The following is an 18,691-nucleotide window of genomic DNA, read 5'->3' as shown; positions in this document are numbered from 1 at the left end:
CACACTGCCGGCGCGAACAGAGAAACGACATGAGCCAGATTCCGACCCTCGACATCCAGCGCTTCGATGATCCCGCGCAGCGCGACGCCTTCGTCGCCGAGCTCGGCGCAACCTATCGCGAATGGGGCTTCGCCGGCATTCGCAACCATGGCATTTCGCAGCAGCTCATCGACGACGCCTACCGCGTGTTCGCCGAGTTCTTCGCGCTGCCGGACGAGGTCAAGCGCAAGTACCACGTTCCGGGTGGTGGCGGTGCGCGTGGTTATACGCCGTTCGGGATCGAGACCGCGAAGGGCGCGCAGCACTTCGATCTCAAGGAGTTCTTCCACATCGGCCGCGAGATTGCGCGCGATTCGAAGTACGCCGATGTCATGCCGGCGAACGTGTGGCCGACCGAAATTGCGGAGTTCCGCGACGTCGGCTATCGCCTGTACACGGCGCTGGACGATCTCGGCTCACGCATGCTGTCGGCGCTCGCCCTGCACATCGGCCTGCCGGGCGACTACTTCGTCAACGTGACGAACCAGGGCAACTCAATCCTTCGCCCGATCCACTATCCGCCGATCACCACGCCCGACGTGCCGAACGTCCGCGCCGGTGCGCACGAGGACATCAACCTGATCACCCTGCTCGTCGGTGCGAGCGCGGCGGGTCTGGAGGTGTTGTCGCGCAAGGGCGAGTGGATTCCGTTCACCGCGCAGGCCGACACGATCGTCGTGAACATCGGCGACATGCTGCAGCGCCTGACGAACCACGTGTATCCGTCGACGACGCACCGCGTGACCAATCCGCCGGGCGAGAAGGCGCGTCAGCCGCGCTATTCGACGCCGTTCTTCCTGCATCCGAATCCGGATTTCGTGATCGACGTGCTGCCGTCCTGCGTGACTGCGGACAACCCGAGTCGCTACCCGGAGTCGATCACCGCGCAGGGCTACCTCGAAGAGCGGTTGCGTGAGATCAAGCTCAAGTAAGCATTTGTGAAAAACCCGGCCTCGGCCGGGTTTTTTTTGCCGTGTGTTGCGACGCTCGTGACTCACGCCATCCAGAAGAACACGGCGGCCATGCGCTTGGTCTCAAGCGTGCGGCCCCAGTACTTCGTCGCGCTGTGGATGATGTTGGCGCGATATACGAGCAGGCGGTTGTAGCGATGCGGCACTGCGACGTCCTCGACGAAGCTGCCGTCGGCGACGAAACGCGTGCCGAGTGCTTCGACGAGGTTGTTGTGCGGCGGCATCACCGAATTGCCGCCGAGCTGGCCCGTTGGCAGACGCTGCCGGAAGAAGCTGGTGCCGCAGTCGTCCGGCACTTTCGGATTGAGATAGAGCACCGCCGCATAGCGACAGAGTGCGCGCGAATCCGTGTGCGGACGCACTTCGCCTTCGTTGTCACCAACAGCCTGGATGCAGTTGTGGTTGAGCGTCGTGCCATCCGGTGACGTCTGCACCCACAGTTTCGATGCGCCCGTGAGCGCCTTCACGCGCGCTTCGACGATCGCGAGTTCCTCCGGCTCCAGCCCCGGCATGATCCGCGCGCCAGGCCAGCTCTCCTCGCGATGCGGCCAGCCCAGCGTCCAGTCCTCCCGGGCGAGCGCGCGTCCGCGCACACGGTCGGGATCCGGAAGCATGTCGTCGACGATCCAGTAATCGCGGCCCTCCGTTGGTTTGCGGTAGGGCAGGGTCGGCAGACGGGCGAGGGTCGGGCGCATCGTCCGACTATACCGGCGGCAGCGGGCGTACCCGCACGCCGGCAGCGGCGAGTGCATCACGCCACGCAAGCCGTTTCGTTTCAGTCGGGATCGAGCGGTTCGCCGGACTGGTCGACGGCAACCGCACGAGCGCGACATCGGCCGGAACGATGGTGTCGGGCAGCTGGCGTCGAAACGTCGTTTCCGCCGTCGCACCGTTGAACAGCACCGCTCGCAGCTTCGTATGTGTCGCGAAGAACGTCGCGAAGTCGTTGGCGACGGCGCCGCGGATCGCGCTGTCCAAGCTGCCTTCGCGCTCGCAAGCGCCGATCACGTCCCAGAGTGCGATGCCGGCGTCGCGCAGATGCTGCACGCGGACGTCGTACGGCAAGACCGGTGACGCGCCCACGAGATCGCCCATGAACGTCCAGAACAGGTTCTGTGGATGCGCGTAGTAGCGCGCCGCGCGCAGCGACGCACCACCCGGCATGCTGCCGAGCACAAGTGCGCAGGCCTCGGGATTCTCGATCGGCGGCAGTCCGTGAAGTCGGGTCATGGTCCGGTGGCGCGGCGCCTGGGCTAGACTTTCACGCCGAATTTTCTAGGGGAACACGCGATGCGTCGTCGAATCGTCGCTGGAAACTGGAAGCTGCACGGAGACCGTGCGTTCGCGAAATCGCTGCTGGACGCGATCGTCGCCGAAGCTGCGCCGACCGGCGTGGAACGCGTGATCCTGCCGCCGCTGCCGTATCTGGGCGAGCTGGCGGAGCGCTACGGCGCGCACGGGCTCGCGTTTGGTGCGCAAGACGTCAGCGCGAACGAGAAGGGCGCGTACACGGGCGAAGTGTCGGCTGCGATGCTGCTCGATGTCGGCGCCGTCTATGGCCTGGTCGGCCATTCCGAACGCCGCCAGTACCACCACGAATCGAACGAGCTCGTCGCTCGCAAGTTCCGCGCCGCAAAGGCCGCCGGCCTGGTGCCGATCCTGTGCGTTGGCGAGACGCTCGAAGACCGTGAAGCCGGTCGCACCTGGTGGCGCCTGGAGCAGCAGCTCGAGCCGCTGCTGGACGGCACGGGCGTTGCGGACCTGGAGGGCGCGGTCGTGGCCTATGAGCCTGTCTGGGCGATCGGCACCGGCCGCACCGCCACGCCGGAGCAGGCCCAGGAGATCCACGCCTTCATTCGTGGCGAGATTTCGCAGCGCGATGCTAGAATCGCCGGCTCGCTGCCGATCCTGTACGGCGGCAGCGTCAAGGCCGACAACGCGGGCGAGCTCTTCGCACAGCCCGACGTCGACGGCGGACTGGTCGGAGGCGCATCGCTGAAGGCCGACGACTTCCTGGCGATCGCGCGAGCGGCCGCCCACTGAGCTTCCACGGGGCTGTGCCCATGCTGCTGTTCCTGAACATCATCTACGTGCTGCTGGCGGTCGCGATGATCGCGCTGATCCTCATGCAGCGTGGCGCGGGCGCGCAGGCCGGCTCCGGTTTCGGCGGCGGCGCGTCGGGCACCGTCTTCGGCGCGCGCGGTTCGGCCAACTTCCTGTCGAAGTCGACGAAGTGGCTCGCAGTCGTGTTCTTCGTGCTGAGCCTGCTCATCTCGTGGGAAGTCTCGCGCAGCGCACGCAAGCCCGACGCCGACACCGGCGGCAGCATCATGGCGCAGGTGCCGAATGCGCCCGCGTCGAACGGTGGCGCGATTCCGAATGCACCGACCGGTGCGGTTCCGGCGGCGCCGAGCGCCATTCCGGCCGCGCCTGCTCCTGTGCAGTCGGCGCCTGCGAGCACGACGCCCGCACAGCCCGCGTCGGCGCCCGCAACGACGCCACCGAATACGACGTCACCTGCTGGTTAAAAGTCGTAATTCAGTTACAATGCGCTGCTCCGGTACGGAACGCTGGAGTGGGTCGACAACGACCCGATGAACACGTCGTGGATGACACGTTTTTGCCCAGGTGGCGGAATTGGTAGACGCACTACCTTGAGGTGGTAGCGACTTAGGTCGTGGGGGTTCGAGTCCCCCCTTGGGCACCACACCGCAGAATCCCCCGGCCGCGATGGTCCGGGGAGTCGAAAGCGCGCCGCGCGGCCTCCGCCGGCCCGCCGCGCGAGAACAGAGAGAACACGAGTGCTGGCCGAATATCTGCCGACCCTGCTGTTCCTGATCGTCGCCGGCGGTATCGGCGTCGCCTTGATCATCGTCGGACGCTTCCTCGGGCCCAAGCGCCCGACGGTCGAGAAGCTGCTGCCCTACGAAAGCGGCTTCAACGCGTTCGAAGACGCGCGCATGCAGTTCAACGTGCGCTACTACCTGATCGCGATCATCTTCATCGTCTTCGATCTGGAGATCGCGTTCGTCTTCCCGTGGGCGCTCGTGTTCCGGGAACTCGGGCCGTTCGGCCTCGTCGAGATGGGCACCTTCCTCGCACTACTGGTGATCGGTTTCGCCTACGTGTGGAAGAAGGGCGCCCTGGAGTGGGAGTGAGGCGGCCGTCGCCATGAAGAGTATTTCCGACCTCATGTTCAATCCGCTGCCCGAAGGGCGGCTGGACGACATCCTGCTGCCGGAGGCCGACAACCCGGTCATGCAGCAGGGTTTCGTGACGACGAACCTCGACACGCTGTGGAACTGGGCGCGCACCGGCTCGATGTGGCCGATGACGTTCGGTCTCGCGTGCTGCGCGGTCGAAATGATGCACGCGGGTGCCGCGCGCATCGACCTCGATCGCTACGGTGTCGTGTTCCGGCCATCGCCGCGCCAGTCCGACGTGATGATCGTGGCGGGCACGCTGGTCAACAAGATGGCGCCGGCGCTGCGCCGCGTCTACGACCAGATGCCCGACCCGAAGTGGGTCATTTCGATGGGCAGCTGCGCCAACGGCGGCGGTTACTACCACTACTCGTATTCGGTCGTGCGCGGTTGTGATCGCATCGTACCGGTCGACATCTACGTGCCGGGCTGCCCGCCGACGGCCGAAGCGCTGACCTACGGCATCCTGCAGCTGCAGAAGAAGATCCGTCGCGGCACCAATTTCGGTGAGCAGCCGCAGGGCGTGCGCGCATGAGCGCTGCGATCGAAGCTGTCGAGCCCGTTCTCGCCGCGCGACTGCGCGAACGCTTCACAGATGGCGTGGTGACGGTCGCGCTGCCGCGCGGCGAAGTCACGCTGGAGGTTCCGCACGACGCATGGCTGGCCGCATCGCGCGCGTTGCGCGACGAGTTCGGCTTCGAGCAGCTCGTCGATCTCTGCGGTGTCGACTACCTGAGCTACGGCAGCGACGAGTGGGATACCGAGGTGTCCTCGGAAGGATTCTCGCGCGGCGTCGAGGGGAAGGGCGCCGGTCGTTTCGTGTGGGGCGAGCAGCCGAACGGCGCGACCATCGCGCCCGAGCGTCGCTACGCCGTCGTCGCCCATCTGCTCTCCGTGCAGCACAACCTACGCCTTCGCGTGCGCACCTTCGCACCGGATGACGCGGTGCCCGCCGTCGCTTCGCTCGTGTCCGTCTGGCCCGGTGTGAACTGGTTCGAGCGCGAGGCGTTCGACCTGTACGGCATCGTGTTCGACGACCACCCGGATCTGCGCCGCATCCTCACGGACTACGGCTTCGTCGGTCATCCGTTCCGCAAGGATTTCCCGCTGATCGGCAACGTCGAAGTGCGGTACGACGCCGAGCGTCGCCGCGTCGTCTACCAGCCGGTCACGATCGAGCCGCGCGTCGGCGTGCCGCGTGTCATCCGTGACGACGCACGCTATGCGACCGCGTCCGGCGAAGCCGCGCAGCGCGCGGAGGTGAAGAAGTGAGCGCCCAGGTTCTTCCCGCCGACATCGCCGGCACGGCGACGCCGGAGATCCGCAACTACACGCTGAACTTCGGCCCGCAGCATCCGGCGGCGCACGGCGTGTTGCGTCTGATCCTCGAGATGGACGGCGAAGTCGTGCGTCGCGCGGATCCGCACATCGGTCTGCTGCATCGCGGCACCGAGAAGCTCGCGGAATCCAAGCCATTCAACCAGTCGGTGCCGTACATGGACCGCTTGGACTACGTTTCGATGATGTGCAACGAGCACGCCTACGTGCTCGCCATCGAACGACTCCTCGGCATTGAAGCTCCGGAACGCGCGCAGTGGATCCGGACGATGTTCGACGAGATCACGCGCATCCTGAACCACCTGATGTGGATCGGGTCGAACGCGCTCGATCTCGGCGCAATGGCGGTGTTCCTGTATGCGTTCCGCGAGCGCGAAGAGCTCATGGACGTGTACGAGGCGGTGTCGGGTGCGCGCATGCACGCCGCGTACTACCGTCCCGGTGGCGTGTACCGCGACCTTCCGGATCGCATGTCGAAGTATCGCGAGTCGCCGTGGCGCAAGGGCAATTCGCTGAAGCGCTTCAACGAGTCGCGCGAAGGCACGATGCTCGATTTCATCGAGGCCTTCACTCGCGACTTCCCGACGCGTGTCGACGAGTACGAGACGCTGCTGACCGACAACCGCATCTGGAAGCAGCGCACCGTCGGCATCGGCGTGGTCTCGCCCGAAGACGCGTACGCGTGGGGCATGACCGGCCCGATGATCCGGGGCTCGGGCATTGCGTGGGACCTGCGCAAGACGCAGCCCTACGCGCGCTACGACCAGGTCGAGTTCGACATCCCGGTCGGCAAGACCGGCGACTGCTATGACCGCTATCTCGTCCGCGTGGCCGAAATGCGCGAGTCGAACCGCATCATCCAGCAGTGCGTGAAGTGGCTGAAGGCCAATCCTGGTCCCGTGATCGTCGACAACTTCAAGGTCGCGCCGCCCAAGCGCGAAGAGATGAAGGACGACATGGAAGCCCTCATCCACCACTTCAAGTTGTTCTCGGAAGGCTATTGCGTGCCGGCCGGCGAAACCTATGCGGCGGTGGAAGCGCCCAAGGGCGAGTTCGGCGTGTACCTGGTTTCCGACGGTGCGAACAAGCCATTCCGCTGCAAGCTCCGCGCGCCGGGCTTTGCGCACCTTTCCTCGATGGACGCGATCGTCAAGGGCCACATGCTGGCCGACGTGGTCGCGATGATCGGCACCTACGACGTCGTTTTCGGCGAGATCGACCGCTGAGTCGATCGCTGGAGCAAGCACTGCAATGAAAGCCACCGGCAACTTCGAAGCCTGCCAGAACGTCGACCCCGCGGTCGCGTTGAGCGATGCCACGCGCGCGCACATCGACCATTGGTTGTCGAAGTTCCCCACGGACCGTCGCCGCTCGGCGGTGCTGCAGGGCCTGCACGCCGCGCAGGAGCAGAACGGCGGCTGGCTGTCGGACGAGCTGATCGCTGCGGTCGCGAAGTACATCGGCATTCCGCCGGTGTGGGCGTACGAAGTGGCCAGCTTCTACTCGATGTTCGAAACCGAGAAGGTCGGCCGTCATAACGTCGCGTTCTGCACCAACATCAGCTGCTGGCTCAACGGCGCGCAGGAACTGGTCGAGCACGCCGAGAAGAAGCTCGGCTGCAAGCTCGGCGAATCGACCGCCGATGGCCGCGTCTACCTGAAGCGCGAAGAGGAATGCCTCGCCGCCTGCTGTGGTGCGCCGGTCGTCGTCATCAATGGGCATTACCACGAGAAGCTCGACGCCGCGAAGGTGGACGAGCTGCTCAACGGGTTGGAGTAATCGCGCGATGGCGCACTCGCACCACGACTATTCCAAGGGCTACGGCCCCGTCGGCCCGGCGCCGCAGGAGCACAACGTCGTCTACACGACGCTGCACTTCGATACGCCGTGGTCGTACGACAACTACCTGAAGACCGGCGGTTACAGCGCCTGGCGCAAGATCCTCACCGAGAAGATCGAGCCGGCGGCGGTGATCGAGATGGTCAAGCAGTCGGGTCTGCGCGGCCGCGGCGGCGCGGGCTTCCCGACCGGTCTCAAGTGGTCCTTCATGCCGAAGGGTCCGGGCCAGAAGTACATCCTCTGCAACTCCGACGAATCGGAGCCGGGCACGGCGAAGGATCGCGACATCCTGCGCTATAACCCGCACGCGGTCGTCGAGGGCATGGCGATCGCCTGTTACGCGACGGGTTCGACCGCGGCATATAACTATTTGCGCGGTGAGTTCCATCACGAGCCGTTCGAGCATTTCGAGCAGGCGCTGAAGGAAGCGTACGAGAACGGTTGGCTGGGCAAGAACGTGCTCGGCAGCGGCATCGACGTCGACATCTACGGCGCGCTCGGCGCCGGCGCCTATATCTGTGGCGAAGAAACAGCGCTGATGGAATCGCTCGAAGGCAAGAAGGGCCAGCCACGCTACAAGCCGCCGTTCCCGGCGAACTTCGGCCTCTACGGCAAGCCGACGACGATCAACAACACCGAGACCTATGCGTCCGTGCCGGCGATCATCCGCAACGGCGCGGAGTGGTTCGCGAACCTCGGCAAGCCGAACAATGGCGGTCCGAAGGTGTTCTCGGTGTCGGGCCACGTCGCCAATCCGGGCAACTTCGAGATCCGTCTGGGCACGCCGTTCGCCGAGCTGCTGCAGATGGCCGGCGGTGTGCGCGGCGGTCGCAAGCTGAAGGCGGTGATCCCGGGCGGTTCGTCGATGCCGGTGCTGCCGGGCGACACGATGATGTCGCTGACGATGGATTACGACGCCATCCAGAAGGCCGGTTCGGGCCTCGGCTCGGGCGCGGTCATCGTGATGGACGAAACGACCTGCATGGTGCGCGCCTGCCAGCGTATCGCACGCTTCTATTTCAAGGAGTCCTGCGGCCAGTGCACGCCGTGCCGCGAAGGCACCGGCTGGATGTACCGCATGCTCACGCGCATCGTGAACCGTGAAGCGACGATGGACGACCTGCAGATGCTGCGCGCCGCCGCGGGCCAGATCGAAGGCCACACCATCTGCGCGTTCGGCGAAGCCGCCGCGTGGCCGGTGCAGGGCTTCCTGCGCCACTACTGGCATGAATTCGAATACGCGATCGTCAACAAGCGCTTCCTCGTCGACGACGAAGCCGCGGGCACGGTCGTGACGCAGCAGGTGGCCGCATGAGCGCCCAGCCCGTGAACCCGAGCCTGCCGCCGGATCACGTCACGGTCTTCATCGACGGTGTCGAGATGGCCGCGCCGAAGGGATCGATGATCATCCATGCCGCCGACAAGGCCGGCATCCCGATCCCGCGTTTCTGCTACCACGACAAGCTCAGCGTCGCGGCGAATTGCCGCATGTGCCTGGTCGAAGTCGAGAAGATGCCGAAGCCGGCGCCGGCCTGCGCCACGCCGGTGATGGATGGCATGAAGGTCGTGACGCGCAGCGAGAAGGCGCTCAAGTCGCAGCGCAACGTGATGGAGTTCCTGCTGATCAACCATCCGCTCGACTGCCCGATCTGCGACCAGGGCGGCGAGTGCGAGCTGCAGGACCTGTCGATGGGCTACGGCCGATCGATCTCGCGGTTCTCCGAGCGCAAGCGCACGGTGCCGGACGAGGACATCGGTCCGCTGGTCGCGACCGAGATGACGCGTTGCATCCAGTGCACGCGCTGTGTGCGTTTCACCGCCGAAGTCGCGGGTACGTACGAGCTCGGCGGAATGTACCGCGGCGAGAACCTGCAGATCGGTACGTACGACGGCAAGCCGTTGACGACCGAGCTGTCGGGCAACGTCATCGACGTCTGTCCGGTCGGCGCGTTGACCAACAAGGTATTCCAGTTCAAGGCGCGTCCGTGGGAACTGATGGCGCGCGAGTCGCTCGGTTATCACGACGCGCTCGGCAGCAACCTGTTCCTGCACGTGCGCCGCGGCGAAGTGCTGCGCAGCGTTCCGCGCGACAACGACGCCGTGAACGAGTGCTGGCTGTCCGACCGCGACCGTTATTCGCACCAGGGCCTGTACGCCGCGGATCGCGCAACGCGTCCGATGGTGAAGGAAGCGGGCGAGTGGCGTGAGGTGTCGTGGGAGCAGGCGCTCGCACGCGCTGCGCAGATCCTGCGCGACAACGGCGCGGACGAGCTCGGCATGCTGGTGCATCCGTCGACCTCGAACGAGGAGGGCGCGCTGCTTGCGCGTCTTGCCGAAGCGCTCGGCACCGGCAATGTCGATCACCGCATTGCGCAGGTCGATCTGTCCGACGCCGCGGTCGCTGAAACCTTCGCGATGCCGGTTGCCGATATCGAAAAGGCCTCGACGATCGTCATCGTCGGTTCGAACATCCGTCATGAGCTGCCGCTCGTCCATGCGCGCTTGCGCAAGGCGTGGACGCGTGGCGCGAAGATCCACGTCGTCAATCCGGTCGATTTCGACTTCACGTTCGAACTCGCCGGCAAGCAGATCGTTGCGCCGTCGCGCATTGCCGATGCGCTCGGCGACGCCTCGCTGCGTGATGCGCTGAGCGGCGCCACGTCCGCCGCCATCATCGTCGGTGCGATCGCCGAGAACGGCCCGCACGCCGCGCGTATCCGCGCCGCCGCGCGCCAGCTCGCCGATGCGACGGGTGCGAAGCTCTGCCGCGTGCCGCAGGGCGCGAATGCGGTGGGCCTGACCCGTCATGGCGTGCTCCCGACCTCGCGCGACGCGCAGGCGATGCTTGCCGATGCGCGTTCGGCCTACGTGATCTACGGCATCGAGCCGGGCCTGGACTTCGCCGACACCGCGAAGGCGATGACCGCGCTCAACGGTGCACAGGTCGTGGCGTTCAGCCATTTCGCTTGCGAGTCGACCCGTGCGATCGCCGACGTGATCCTGCCGATCGGCCTGCTGCCGGAAATCGATGCAACGCTCACGAATCTCGACGGTCGCGAACAGTCGACGATCGCCGGCGGCAAGCTACCCGATCAGGCGCGCGCCGGCTGGCGAGTGCTGCGTGCGCTGGCGACCGAACTTGGTGCGCCGGGATTCGAGTTCGTCGACCTCGCCGGTGCGCGCGCGTCGATCGCACCGCGCAACGTCAATGTGGCGGCTGGTCGTGCGCCGGAAGCGGGGCAGGGCGGTTTCGAACTCGCCGTGTCGCCAGCCATCTATCGCGTCGATGCCGTCGTGCGTCGTGCGCCGGCGCTGCAATCGCATCCGCTCAACCATGCGCCGCGTGCGTACGTGAACCCGCAGGACGCCCAGTCGCTCGGCCTCGAACACGGTTCGGTCGGTCGCTTCGCGGTCGCTGCGGGCTCGGCCAAGTTGCCGGTCGAGGTCAGCGCGAAGGTCGCGGCGGGCACGATCCATATCGAAGGCGGTCACGGCGCGACGGCGCCGCTGGGCACCGCGCGCGTCGACGCCGGGAGGGCCTGACGGATGTTGCACGAGCGCATTGACGCGGTGCATGGCTGGTTCGACGGGCTCGGTCCCGCTGGAACCGTCGCGTGGATCGTCCTGAAGATCCTGTTGATCGCCATGCCGGTGATCATCTCGGTCGCGTTCTATGTCGTCTGGGAGCGCAAGCTCATCGGCTGGATGCACGTGCGCCGCGGTCCGATGTACGTCGGCATGGGCGTGCTGCAGGCGTTCGCGGACGTCTTCAAGCTCCTGTTCAAGGAAGTCATCCAACCCGTGCGCGCCGACAAGGTGCTGTACGTGCTCGCGCCGCTGATCGGCCTTGCACCGGCTTTCGCGGCGTGGGCGGTAGTGCCTTTCGACGCGAAGCTGGTTCTGGCCGACGTCAATGCGGGCCTGCTGTATCTGCTCGCGATGACCTCGCTCGGCGTGTACGGCATCATCCTCGCGGGCTGGGCATCGAACTCGAAGTACGCGTTCCTTGGCGCGATGCGTTCCGCCGCGCAGGTGGTGTCGTACGAGATCGCGATGGGTTTCGCGCTCGTCGGCGTGTTGATCGCAGCGGGCAGCCTCAACCTTTCGGAGATCGTGCGCGCTCAGTCCGGTAACGCGGGTCTGTTCGAGTGGTTCATGTGGCCGCTGATGCCGCTGTTCGTCGTCTACTTCATCTCGGGCGTGGCTGAAACCAACCGCGCGCCGTTCGACGTCGTGGAGGGCGAATCGGAAATCGTCGCCGGCCACATGGTCGAGTACTCGGGTTCGCAGTTCGCGCTGTTCTTCCTTGCCGAATACGCGAACATGATCCTCGTCAGCTTCCTGACGGCGATCTTCTTCCTCGGCGGCTGGCTCAGTCCGTTCCAGGGTCTCGGCATCCCGTTCCTGTCGGTGGATGGCTGGTGGTGGTTGCTGATCAAGGTGTTCTTCTTCGCCAGCGCCTTCATCTGGTTCCGCGCGTCGTTTCCGCGCTACCGCTACGACCAGATCATGCGACTCGGCTGGAAGGTCTTCATCCCGTTGACCATCGCGTGGATCTGCGTGACCGCGCTGATGGCCTATTACGGCGTCTTCGTGCCCTACAAGTGACGGACGCCCGGATCCCATGAATCGCATCACGTCCTACTTCAAGAGCCTGCTGCTCCTCGAGCTGATGCAGGGCCTGTGGCTGACGCTGAAGTACCTCTTCAAGCCGAAGTACACGGTCATGTACCCGATGGAGAAGATGCCGCAGTCGAACCGCTTCCGCGGCATCCATGCGCTGCGTCGCTATGCCAACGGCGAAGAGCGCTGCATCGCGTGCAAGCTGTGCGAGGCGGTGTGCCCGGCGCTGGCGATCACGATCGATTCCGAGAAGCGCGCCGACGGCACCCGCCGCACGACGCGCTACGACATCGACCTGTTCAAGTGCATCTTCTGCGGCTTCTGCGAGGAGTCGTGCCCGGTGGACTCGATCGTCGAGACGCACGTGCTCGAGTACCACTTCGACACGCGCGGCCAGAACGTCGTGACCAAGCCGCAGCTGCTGGCGATCGGTGACCGGCTCGAGAGCGAGCTCGCCGAACGTCGCGCCGCCGACGCCGCTTACCGCTGAGGCCGCCATGGACTTCGCGCAGATCGCTTTCCTTCTCTTCGCAGCCACGGCCACCGTCGCCGCGGGTGCCGTCATCACGATGCGCAACCCGGTGCATGCCGTGCTGTGCCTGGTGTTGACGTTCTTCTCCGTGGCCTGCACGTGGATCGTCGCCGGCGCCGAGTTCCTCGGCATCGCGCTGATCCTCGTCTACGTCGGCGCGGTGATGGTGCTCTTCATGTTCGTGGTGATGATGCTCGACATCGACGTCGAGCCATTGCGCAAGCATTTCGTGCGCTTCCTGCCGGTCGGCCTGGTCGTCGCGGTCGTCATGCTGGTCGAGATCTTCACGCTGATCGGCGTCCGCGCGCATATGGCGTCCGGCTTGCCCGCCAACGCTGCCGCGGGTACGGATGTGCCCAACACCGTGTGGCTGGCCCGCACCCTGTTCACCGATTTCCTGCTCCCGTTCGAGGTCGCTGCGGTGATCCTGACCATCGCGGTCGTAGCGGCGGTCATGCTGACTCTGCGTCCCCGCGGCGGCGTGCGCACGCAGGATCCCGCTTGGCAGGCGAGTGTTCGTGCGACCGATCGCGTGCGCATGGTGCGCATGGACGCGGTGCGCCCGACGCAAGCGACGCCGGCAGAGCCCCCCGGAGGTGACGCATGAATCCGTTGATGGCGCAGGGCATCACGCTCGGTCACTACCTCGCGCTCGGCGCGGTGCTGTTCTGCATCGCTGTCGCCGGCATCTTCCTCAACCGCCGCAACATCATCGTGCTCCTGATGTCGATCGAGCTGATGCTGCTGTCGGTGAACGTGAATTTCGTCGGGTTCTCCCGGCAACTCGGCGATGCGTCGGGTCAGGTGTTCGTCTTCTTCATCCTGACCGTCGCAGCGGCCGAAGCCGCCATCGGCCTGGCGATCCTCGTCACGCTGTTCCGCAACCGGCGCACGATCAACGTCGCCGAAGTCGATTCGCTGAAGGGTTGATCCGATGCCCGGTGTGGAACACGCCCTCTCCAAGTCCATCCTCGTCGCGATCGTCCTCGCGCCGCTGATCGGCTCGATCGTCGCCGGCCTGTTCGGCCGGAAGATCGGCCGCGCCGGCGCGCACTGGGTGACGATTCTCGGTGTCGCGACCAGCTGCGTGCTGTCGATAGGCGTGCTGTGGACGCTGGTGCATCACGGTGCGCCGCCGTTCAACGAGAACCTGTACACGTGGTTCGACATCGGTGGCCTGCAGGCGAACGTCGGCTTCATGGTCGACCGCCTGACCGCGATGATGATGGTCGTCGTCACCTTCGTGTCGCTGCTCGTGCACATCTACACGATTGGCTACATGGAGGAAGATCCGGGCTACCAGCGATTCTTCAGCTACATCTCGCTGTTCACTTTCTCCATGCTCATGCTGGTCATGAGCAACAACTTCCTGCAGCTGTTCTTCGGCTGGGAAGCGGTGGGCCTGGTCTCTTACCTGCTGATCGGCTTCTGGTTCAAGAAGCCGACCGCGGTGTTCGCGAACCTCAAGGCGTTCCTCGTCAACCGCGTCGGCGACTTCGGCTTCCTGCTGGGCATCGCGCTGGTCCTGTTCGCGTTCGGCTCGCTCGACTACGGCACCGTGTTCGCGCGCGCGCCCATCGCCACGGGCCATCTGCTGGGCGACCTGTTCAACCATCCGGGCGCGACCTCGGGCATGTGGTCGTGGTCGATCATGACCGTCGCCTGCATCTGCCTGTTCATTGGCGCGATGGGCAAGTCGGCGCAGGTGCCGCTGCACGTATGGCTGCCCGATTCGATGGAAGGCCCGACGCCGATCTCGGCGCTGATCCACGCGGCGACGATGGTGACCGCCGGCATCTTCATGGTGGCGCGCATGTCGCCGCTGTTCGAGATGAGCCAGACGGCGCTGAACTTCGTGCTCTTCATTGGCGCGACGACGGCATTCTTCACCGGCCTGATCGGCATGGTGCAGTACGACATCAAGCGCGTCGTCGCGTACTCGACGCTGTCGCAGCTCGGTTACATGACGGTGGCGCTCGGTGTCTCCGCATACTCGACCGCCGTGTACCACCTGATGACGCACGCGTTCTTCAAGGCGCTGCTGTTCCTCGCCGCGGGCTCCGTGATCATCGGCATGCACCACGAGCAGGACATGCGGAAGATGGGTGGCCTGCGCAAGTACATGCCGATCACCTACTGGACCAGCCTGATCGGCACGCTCGCGCTGGTGGCGACGCCGTTCTTCAGCGGCTTCTACTCGAAGGACATGATCATCGAGGCGGCCAAGTTCGCGGCCGAACATCGCGAAGGGCTGATCCCGAAGTATGCGTACTGGTGCGTGCTGCTCGGCGCCTTCGTGACGTCGTTCTACAGCTTCCGCCTGCTGTACATGACGTTCCACGGCAAGGAGCGTTTCCGCGACGCGTCGCCGTCGGACGCGCACCACAACGTCGACGCGCATGCCGAGGGTTCGCAGACGCTGCACGAGCCGCTGCATGACGACGACCACGGTCATCACGACGATCACGGTCATGGCCACCACGGCCCGGTTGAGCCGCACGAGTCGCCGTGGGTCGTCACCGTCCCGCTGATCTTGCTCGCGATTCCGTCGGCGCTGATCGGGTTCTTCACCGCGGGTCCCATGCTGTTCGGTACGGACTGGACCGGCCACGTGAAGCAGTTCCCGTTCTTCATGGGCGCGATCGACCTGCAGGCCGCACGCGACACGATGGCGGAGATCGGCAAGGCGGACTGGCACGGCCCCGTCGCACTGGCGTTGCATGGATTCCTGGCGCCGGCGTTCTGGCTGACGCTCGCGGGATTCCTGCTCGCCACCGTCATGTACTGGTGGAAGCCCGAACTCGCCGATCGTGCACGCCGCATGTTCTCGTGGCCGGTGCGCGTGCTCGAGAACAAGTACGGCTTCGACAACCTCTGGATCGACGGCTTCGCCGGCGGCGGCATCGGCCTCGGTCGCGTGTCGCGTCTGTTCGATTCGACAGTGATCGATGGCGTCGTCGTTAACGGCAGCGCCCGACTGGTCGATGTGGTCGCGCGCGTCACGCGCCGACTGCAGTCCGGCTACCTCTACCACTACGCGTTCGCGATGATCGTCGGCCTGATTCTGCTTCTGGCCTACCTCATCCGCGGCTGGCACTGACCCGAGGGATCGCGACGTGAGCCCCGAGCCCTTGAACGGGACCTTCCCCTTGCTGAGCCTCCTCATCTGGCTGCCGATCCTGGCCGGCTTCATCACGCTCGCCTTCGGCAACGCGCGTCCGAACGCGGCCCGCTGGTTCGCCGTCGCGAGCTCGGTCGTCGTGCTTGCGCTCACCGTGCCGCTGTTCACCGGTTTCGATTTCTCGAATCCCGGCATGCAGTTCGAGGAAGCGCGCGTCTGGATCGCCGCCTACGACATCCAGTACCACCTCGGCACCGACGGCATCTCCGCAGCGCTGATCGCACTCACGACGTTCACGTCCGTGCTGGTGCTGATCGGCGCATGGGGTTCGGTCGACGAACGCGTGAGCCAGTACTACGCCGCGTTCCTGATCCTCGAAGGCCTGATGATCGGCGTGTTCGCCGCGCTGGACTCGATGCTCTTCTATGTCTTCTTCGAAGGCATGTTGATTCCGATGTTTCTGATCATCGGTGTGTGGGGCGGCCCGCGCCGCATCTACGCGTCGATCAAGTTCTTCCTGTACACGTTCCTCGGCTCGCTGTTCATGCTGGTCGGGCTGATCTACCTGTACCTCAAGGGCGGTAGCTGGCAGCTCGCGGACATGTACGCGCTGCCGCTGACCATGAAGGAACAGACCTGGTTGTTCTTCGCGTTCTTCATCGCGTTCGCGGTGAAAGTGCCGATGTTCCCGGTGCACACGTGGTTGCCGGACGCGCACGTCGAAGCGCCGACGGCGGGTTCCGTCGTGCTGGCGGCGATCATGCTGAAGATCGGCGGATACGGCTTCCTGCGCTTCGCGCTGCCGATCGTTCCGGACGCGAGCTGGGCGTGGGCCTGGTTGCCGCTGGCGCTGAGCGTGATCGCGGTGGTGTATGTCGGCCTCGTCGCCCTGGCGCAGGACGACATGAAGAAGCTGATCGCGTATTCGTCGATCTCGCACATGGGCTTCGTCACCATCGGCACGTTCATCGCGCTGAGCCTCGTGCGCGAGAACGGAAACGCGACCGGCGCGGAACTCGGCCTGCAGGGCGCGATGGTGCAGATGATCAGCCACGGCTTCGTGTCGGGCGCGATGTTCAGCTGCGTCGGCGTGCTGTACGACCGCATGCACAGCCGCATGATCAAGGATTACGGCGGTGTCGCGAACGTCATGCCATGGTTCGCCAGCTTCATGGTGCTGTTCGCGATGGCGAACGCCGGCCTGCCGGGCACGTCGGGCTTCGTTGGCGAATTCATGGTCATCGTCGCGAGCTTCCAGAAGCACCCGCTGCTGGCGTTCGGTGGCGCGTTCACCCTCATCATCGGCGCGGCCTACACGCTCTGGCTGGTCAAGCGCGTGGTGTGGGGCGAGGTGGGCAATGCGCACGTCGCCGAGCTCACCGACATCAACAAGCGCGAAGGCTTCGTGCTGGGCGCGTTCGCCGTCGGCGTCCTCGTGCTCGGCATCTGGCCCAAGCCGCTCACCGACCTGATGCAGCCTTCGATCGCGCAGCTCGCCAAGCAGATCGAGTCGTCCAAGCTGTAATGCCGACGGAATACCGCCGCCCATGATCGCCCCGATGCCCACCGCCGCCGACCTGATGCCGCTCATCCCGGAGATGGTGCTGGCGGGCGCCGCCTTCGTCCTTCTGATGCTCGACCTGTTCCTCGATGAGCGCCGCCGCATCGTGACGCACACGCTCGCCGTCGTCGCGCTGGTCGCTGTCGCGGCGATGGTCGCCGGCGGCGTCGGCGACCACGGCACGTTCCTCGGCGGCATGTTCGTGCGCGACGTCGCGGCGGACGTGCTCAAGGTCGCCGTGCTGGTGACGTCTGCACTGTCGATGCTCTATCTGTGGCCGTTCCTGCGCGCACGCGAGCTCTATCGCGGTGAAGTCGCGGTGCTGGTGCTGTTCGCGACGCTCGGCATGATGCTGCTCGTGTCGGCCGGCAGCCTCGTGATGATCTATCTCGGCCTCGAGATGCTGGCACTGTGCTCGTACGCGCTGGTCGCGATCGATCGCGACAGCCCGCTGGCATCGGAGGCGGCGATCAAGTACTTCGTGCTCGGCTCGCTGGCTTCGGGTCTGCTGCTGTACGGCATGTCGCTGGTCTACGGCGCGACGGGCACGCTCGACCTGACGCGCATCGCGGATGCGGTCGCGCAGGGGCAGGGTGGGACGATGCTGGTGACGGGCGTGGTCTTCATGCTCGGTGGCGTCGCATTCAAGTTCGGCGGCGCGCCGTTCCACATGTGGCTGCCAGACGTCTACACCGGTGCGCCGACCCCGATCACGCAGTTTGTCGGTTCCGCGCCGAAGCTTGCGTCGTTTGGCATGGCGTATCGCCTGTTCGAGGTCGGCGCGGGCGGTCTGGACGAAAAGTGGCGCCTTCTGTTCGCGGTGATCGCCGTTGCCTCGCTCGCCATCGGCAACCTCGGCGCGATGGTGCAGAACAACCTCAAGCGCATGCTGGCCTACTCGACGGTGTCGCACGTCGGCTTCCTGTTCATGGGTATCGCGGGCGGCGGTGCGCAGGGCTTCTCGGCGGCGATGTTCTACGCGATCAGCTATGCGCTGATGGCGGTCGCGGCCTTCGGCACGATCGTCGTCATGTCGGCGCGTGGCTTCGAGGCCGACCAGATCGACGACTACAAAGGCCTCAACGCGCGTCATCCATGGCTTGCCGGCTTCGTGCTGTGCGTGATGGCCTCTTTGGCCGGCCTGCCGCCGTTCCTCGGCTTCTGGGCCAAGCTGGCGGTGCTGCGTGCAGCACTCGACGGCGGGATGATGTGGCTCGCGATCGTCGGCGTGGTGTTCGCGGTGATCGGCGCGTTCTACTACCTGCGCGTGGTCAAGGCCATGTACTTCGACCCGGCGGACGGCGATGCACAACCGGTCGTCGCAGCGCGCCCGCTTCGCATCATCTTCGCGGTCAATGCCCTCGGCCTGCTGGGCCTCGGCCTTGCGTGGAGCCCCGTGATGGCGTGGTGCCAGCGCGCCTTCGCCTGAGCGTTCGCCGAATGGCCGTAGAAGACGCGCGATTC

General features: G+C 65.5%; 19 protein-coding genes and 1 tRNA gene. 18 read left to right on the top strand and 2 right to left on the bottom strand.

Annotated features, from left to right (window positions below; translation table 11 throughout):
* Positions 1-29 precede the first annotated feature (29 nt).
* Positions 30-971, top strand: a complete 942-nt coding sequence (locus DWG18_RS06230) for a 2-oxoglutarate and iron-dependent oxygenase domain-containing protein (RefSeq protein WP_115646355.1) — start codon at positions 30-32, stop codon at positions 969-971.
* A gap of 62 nt (positions 972-1,033) precedes the next feature.
* Here DWG18_RS06230 and DWG18_RS06225 read toward each other — a convergent pair whose 3' ends face one another.
* On the bottom strand, positions 1,034-1,705 hold the full coding sequence (locus DWG18_RS06225; RefSeq protein ID WP_115646353.1) for a DUF6445 family protein: 672 nt from the start codon (positions 1,703-1,705) through the stop codon (positions 1,034-1,036).
* A 7-nt stretch (positions 1,706-1,712) separates the two neighbouring features.
* Positions 1,713-2,240: a DNA-deoxyinosine glycosylase gene (locus DWG18_RS06220; RefSeq protein WP_115646351.1), complete on the bottom strand. Its 528-nt coding sequence runs from the start codon at positions 2,238-2,240 to the stop codon at positions 1,713-1,715.
* Positions 2,241-2,300: 60 nt separating this feature from the next.
* Here DWG18_RS06220 and tpiA point away from each other — a divergent pair, with 60 nt between their 5' ends.
* From tpiA to nuoN, 17 genes are all read left to right on the top strand, one after another.
* Positions 2,301-3,053, top strand: a complete 753-nt coding sequence (tpiA, locus tag DWG18_RS06215) for a triose-phosphate isomerase (protein WP_115646349.1) — start codon at positions 2,301-2,303, stop codon at positions 3,051-3,053.
* Between the two features lie 20 nt (positions 3,054-3,073).
* Positions 3,074-3,538 (top strand): preprotein translocase subunit SecG, encoded by a 465-nt coding sequence (gene secG, locus DWG18_RS06210; protein WP_115646347.1) that lies wholly within the window; start codon positions 3,074-3,076, stop codon positions 3,536-3,538.
* Positions 3,539-3,632: 94 nt separating this feature from the next.
* A tRNA-Leu gene (locus DWG18_RS06205) sits at positions 3,633-3,717 on the top strand.
* A 94-nt stretch (positions 3,718-3,811) separates the two neighbouring features.
* On the top strand, positions 3,812-4,168 hold the full coding sequence (locus DWG18_RS06200; protein WP_115646345.1) for an NADH-quinone oxidoreductase subunit A: 357 nt from the start codon (positions 3,812-3,814) through the stop codon (positions 4,166-4,168).
* 13 nt (positions 4,169-4,181) lie between these two features.
* A complete protein-coding gene (locus DWG18_RS06195) occupies positions 4,182-4,748 on the top strand; it encodes an NADH-quinone oxidoreductase subunit B (RefSeq protein WP_115646343.1) in 567 nt (188 codons plus the stop codon).
* A complete protein-coding gene (locus DWG18_RS06190; RefSeq protein ID WP_115646341.1) occupies positions 4,745-5,485 on the top strand; it encodes an NADH-quinone oxidoreductase subunit C in 741 nt (246 codons plus the stop codon). The genes DWG18_RS06195 and DWG18_RS06190 overlap by 4 nt, the downstream gene beginning before the upstream one ends.
* Complete coding sequence (locus DWG18_RS06185) at positions 5,482-6,777, top strand: NADH-quinone oxidoreductase subunit D (protein ID WP_115646339.1); 1,296 nt, start codon at positions 5,482-5,484, stop codon at positions 6,775-6,777. The genes DWG18_RS06190 and DWG18_RS06185 overlap by 4 nt, the downstream gene beginning before the upstream one ends.
* A 25-nt stretch (positions 6,778-6,802) precedes the next feature.
* Entirely contained in the window at positions 6,803-7,330 is a 528-nt protein-coding gene (gene nuoE, locus DWG18_RS06180; protein WP_115646337.1) for an NADH-quinone oxidoreductase subunit NuoE, read from the top strand.
* 7 nt (positions 7,331-7,337) lie between these two features.
* Entirely contained in the window at positions 7,338-8,705 is a 1,368-nt protein-coding gene (nuoF, locus tag DWG18_RS06175; RefSeq protein WP_115646335.1) for an NADH-quinone oxidoreductase subunit NuoF, read from the top strand.
* Positions 8,702-10,933, top strand: coding sequence for an NADH-quinone oxidoreductase subunit NuoG (gene nuoG / locus DWG18_RS06170; protein WP_115646333.1), 2,232 nt, complete (start codon positions 8,702-8,704; stop codon positions 10,931-10,933). The genes nuoF and nuoG overlap by 4 nt, the downstream gene beginning before the upstream one ends.
* Positions 10,934-10,936: 3 nt before the next feature.
* Positions 10,937-11,998 carry an NADH-quinone oxidoreductase subunit NuoH gene (nuoH, locus tag DWG18_RS06165; protein ID WP_115646331.1) on the top strand — a complete coding sequence of 354 codons (1,062 nt, stop codon included), beginning with the start codon at positions 10,937-10,939 and terminating at the stop codon, positions 11,996-11,998.
* Positions 11,999-12,014: 16 nt separating this feature from the next.
* Positions 12,015-12,503, top strand: a complete 489-nt coding sequence (gene nuoI, locus DWG18_RS06160) for an NADH-quinone oxidoreductase subunit NuoI (RefSeq protein WP_115646329.1) — start codon at positions 12,015-12,017, stop codon at positions 12,501-12,503.
* A gap of 7 nt (positions 12,504-12,510) precedes the next feature.
* Complete coding sequence (locus DWG18_RS06155) at positions 12,511-13,152, top strand: NADH-quinone oxidoreductase subunit J (RefSeq protein ID WP_115646327.1); 642 nt, start codon at positions 12,511-12,513, stop codon at positions 13,150-13,152.
* An 8-nt stretch (positions 13,153-13,160) separates the two neighbouring features.
* Complete coding sequence (nuoK, locus tag DWG18_RS06150) at positions 13,161-13,475, top strand: NADH-quinone oxidoreductase subunit NuoK (RefSeq protein WP_115646325.1); 315 nt, start codon at positions 13,161-13,163, stop codon at positions 13,473-13,475.
* 13 nt (positions 13,476-13,488) lie between these two features.
* A complete protein-coding gene (gene nuoL / locus DWG18_RS06145; protein ID WP_115648066.1) occupies positions 13,489-15,645 on the top strand; it encodes an NADH-quinone oxidoreductase subunit L in 2,157 nt (718 codons plus the stop codon).
* A 31-nt stretch (positions 15,646-15,676) separates the two neighbouring features.
* On the top strand, positions 15,677-17,191 hold the full coding sequence (locus DWG18_RS06140; RefSeq protein ID WP_115646324.1) for an NADH-quinone oxidoreductase subunit M: 1,515 nt from the start codon (positions 15,677-15,679) through the stop codon (positions 17,189-17,191).
* 10 nt (positions 17,192-17,201) lie between these two features.
* A complete protein-coding gene (gene nuoN / locus DWG18_RS06135; protein WP_162823895.1) occupies positions 17,202-18,656 on the top strand; it encodes an NADH-quinone oxidoreductase subunit NuoN in 1,455 nt (484 codons plus the stop codon).
* Positions 18,657-18,691 lie beyond the last annotated feature (35 nt).

Origin of the sequence: Lysobacter sp. TY2-98 (assembly GCF_003367355.1) — a bacterium.
Lineage (GTDB): Bacteria > Pseudomonadota > Gammaproteobacteria > Xanthomonadales > Xanthomonadaceae > Cognatilysobacter.
The sequence above is the reverse complement of the archived record's forward strand: the minus strand, read 5'-3'. Positions and strand labels throughout refer to the sequence as shown.

Coding starts and splice junctions, on each gene's coding strand:
- DWG18_RS06230 (WP_115646355.1), top strand. CDS start 30: ATGAGCCAGATTCCGACCCTCGACATCCAGCGCTTCGATGATCCCGCG.
- DWG18_RS06225 (WP_115646353.1), bottom strand. CDS start 1,705: ATGCGCCCGACCCTCGCCCGTCTGCCGACCCTGCCCTACCGCAAACCA.
- DWG18_RS06220 (WP_115646351.1), bottom strand. CDS start 2,240: ATGACCCGACTTCACGGACTGCCGCCGATCGAGAATCCCGAGGCCTGC.
- tpiA (WP_115646349.1), top strand. CDS start 2,301: ATGCGTCGTCGAATCGTCGCTGGAAACTGGAAGCTGCACGGAGACCGT.
- secG (WP_115646347.1), top strand. CDS start 3,074: ATGCTGCTGTTCCTGAACATCATCTACGTGCTGCTGGCGGTCGCGATG.
- DWG18_RS06195 (WP_115646343.1), top strand. CDS start 4,182: ATGAAGAGTATTTCCGACCTCATGTTCAATCCGCTGCCCGAAGGGCGG.
- DWG18_RS06190 (WP_115646341.1), top strand. CDS start 4,745: ATGAGCGCTGCGATCGAAGCTGTCGAGCCCGTTCTCGCCGCGCGACTG.
- nuoE (WP_115646337.1), top strand. CDS start 6,803: ATGAAAGCCACCGGCAACTTCGAAGCCTGCCAGAACGTCGACCCCGCG.
- nuoF (WP_115646335.1), top strand. CDS start 7,338: ATGGCGCACTCGCACCACGACTATTCCAAGGGCTACGGCCCCGTCGGC.
- nuoG (WP_115646333.1), top strand. CDS start 8,702: ATGAGCGCCCAGCCCGTGAACCCGAGCCTGCCGCCGGATCACGTCACG.
- nuoH (WP_115646331.1), top strand. CDS start 10,937: ATGTTGCACGAGCGCATTGACGCGGTGCATGGCTGGTTCGACGGGCTC.
- nuoI (WP_115646329.1), top strand. CDS start 12,015: ATGAATCGCATCACGTCCTACTTCAAGAGCCTGCTGCTCCTCGAGCTG.
- DWG18_RS06155 (WP_115646327.1), top strand. CDS start 12,511: ATGGACTTCGCGCAGATCGCTTTCCTTCTCTTCGCAGCCACGGCCACC.
- nuoK (WP_115646325.1), top strand. CDS start 13,161: ATGGCGCAGGGCATCACGCTCGGTCACTACCTCGCGCTCGGCGCGGTG.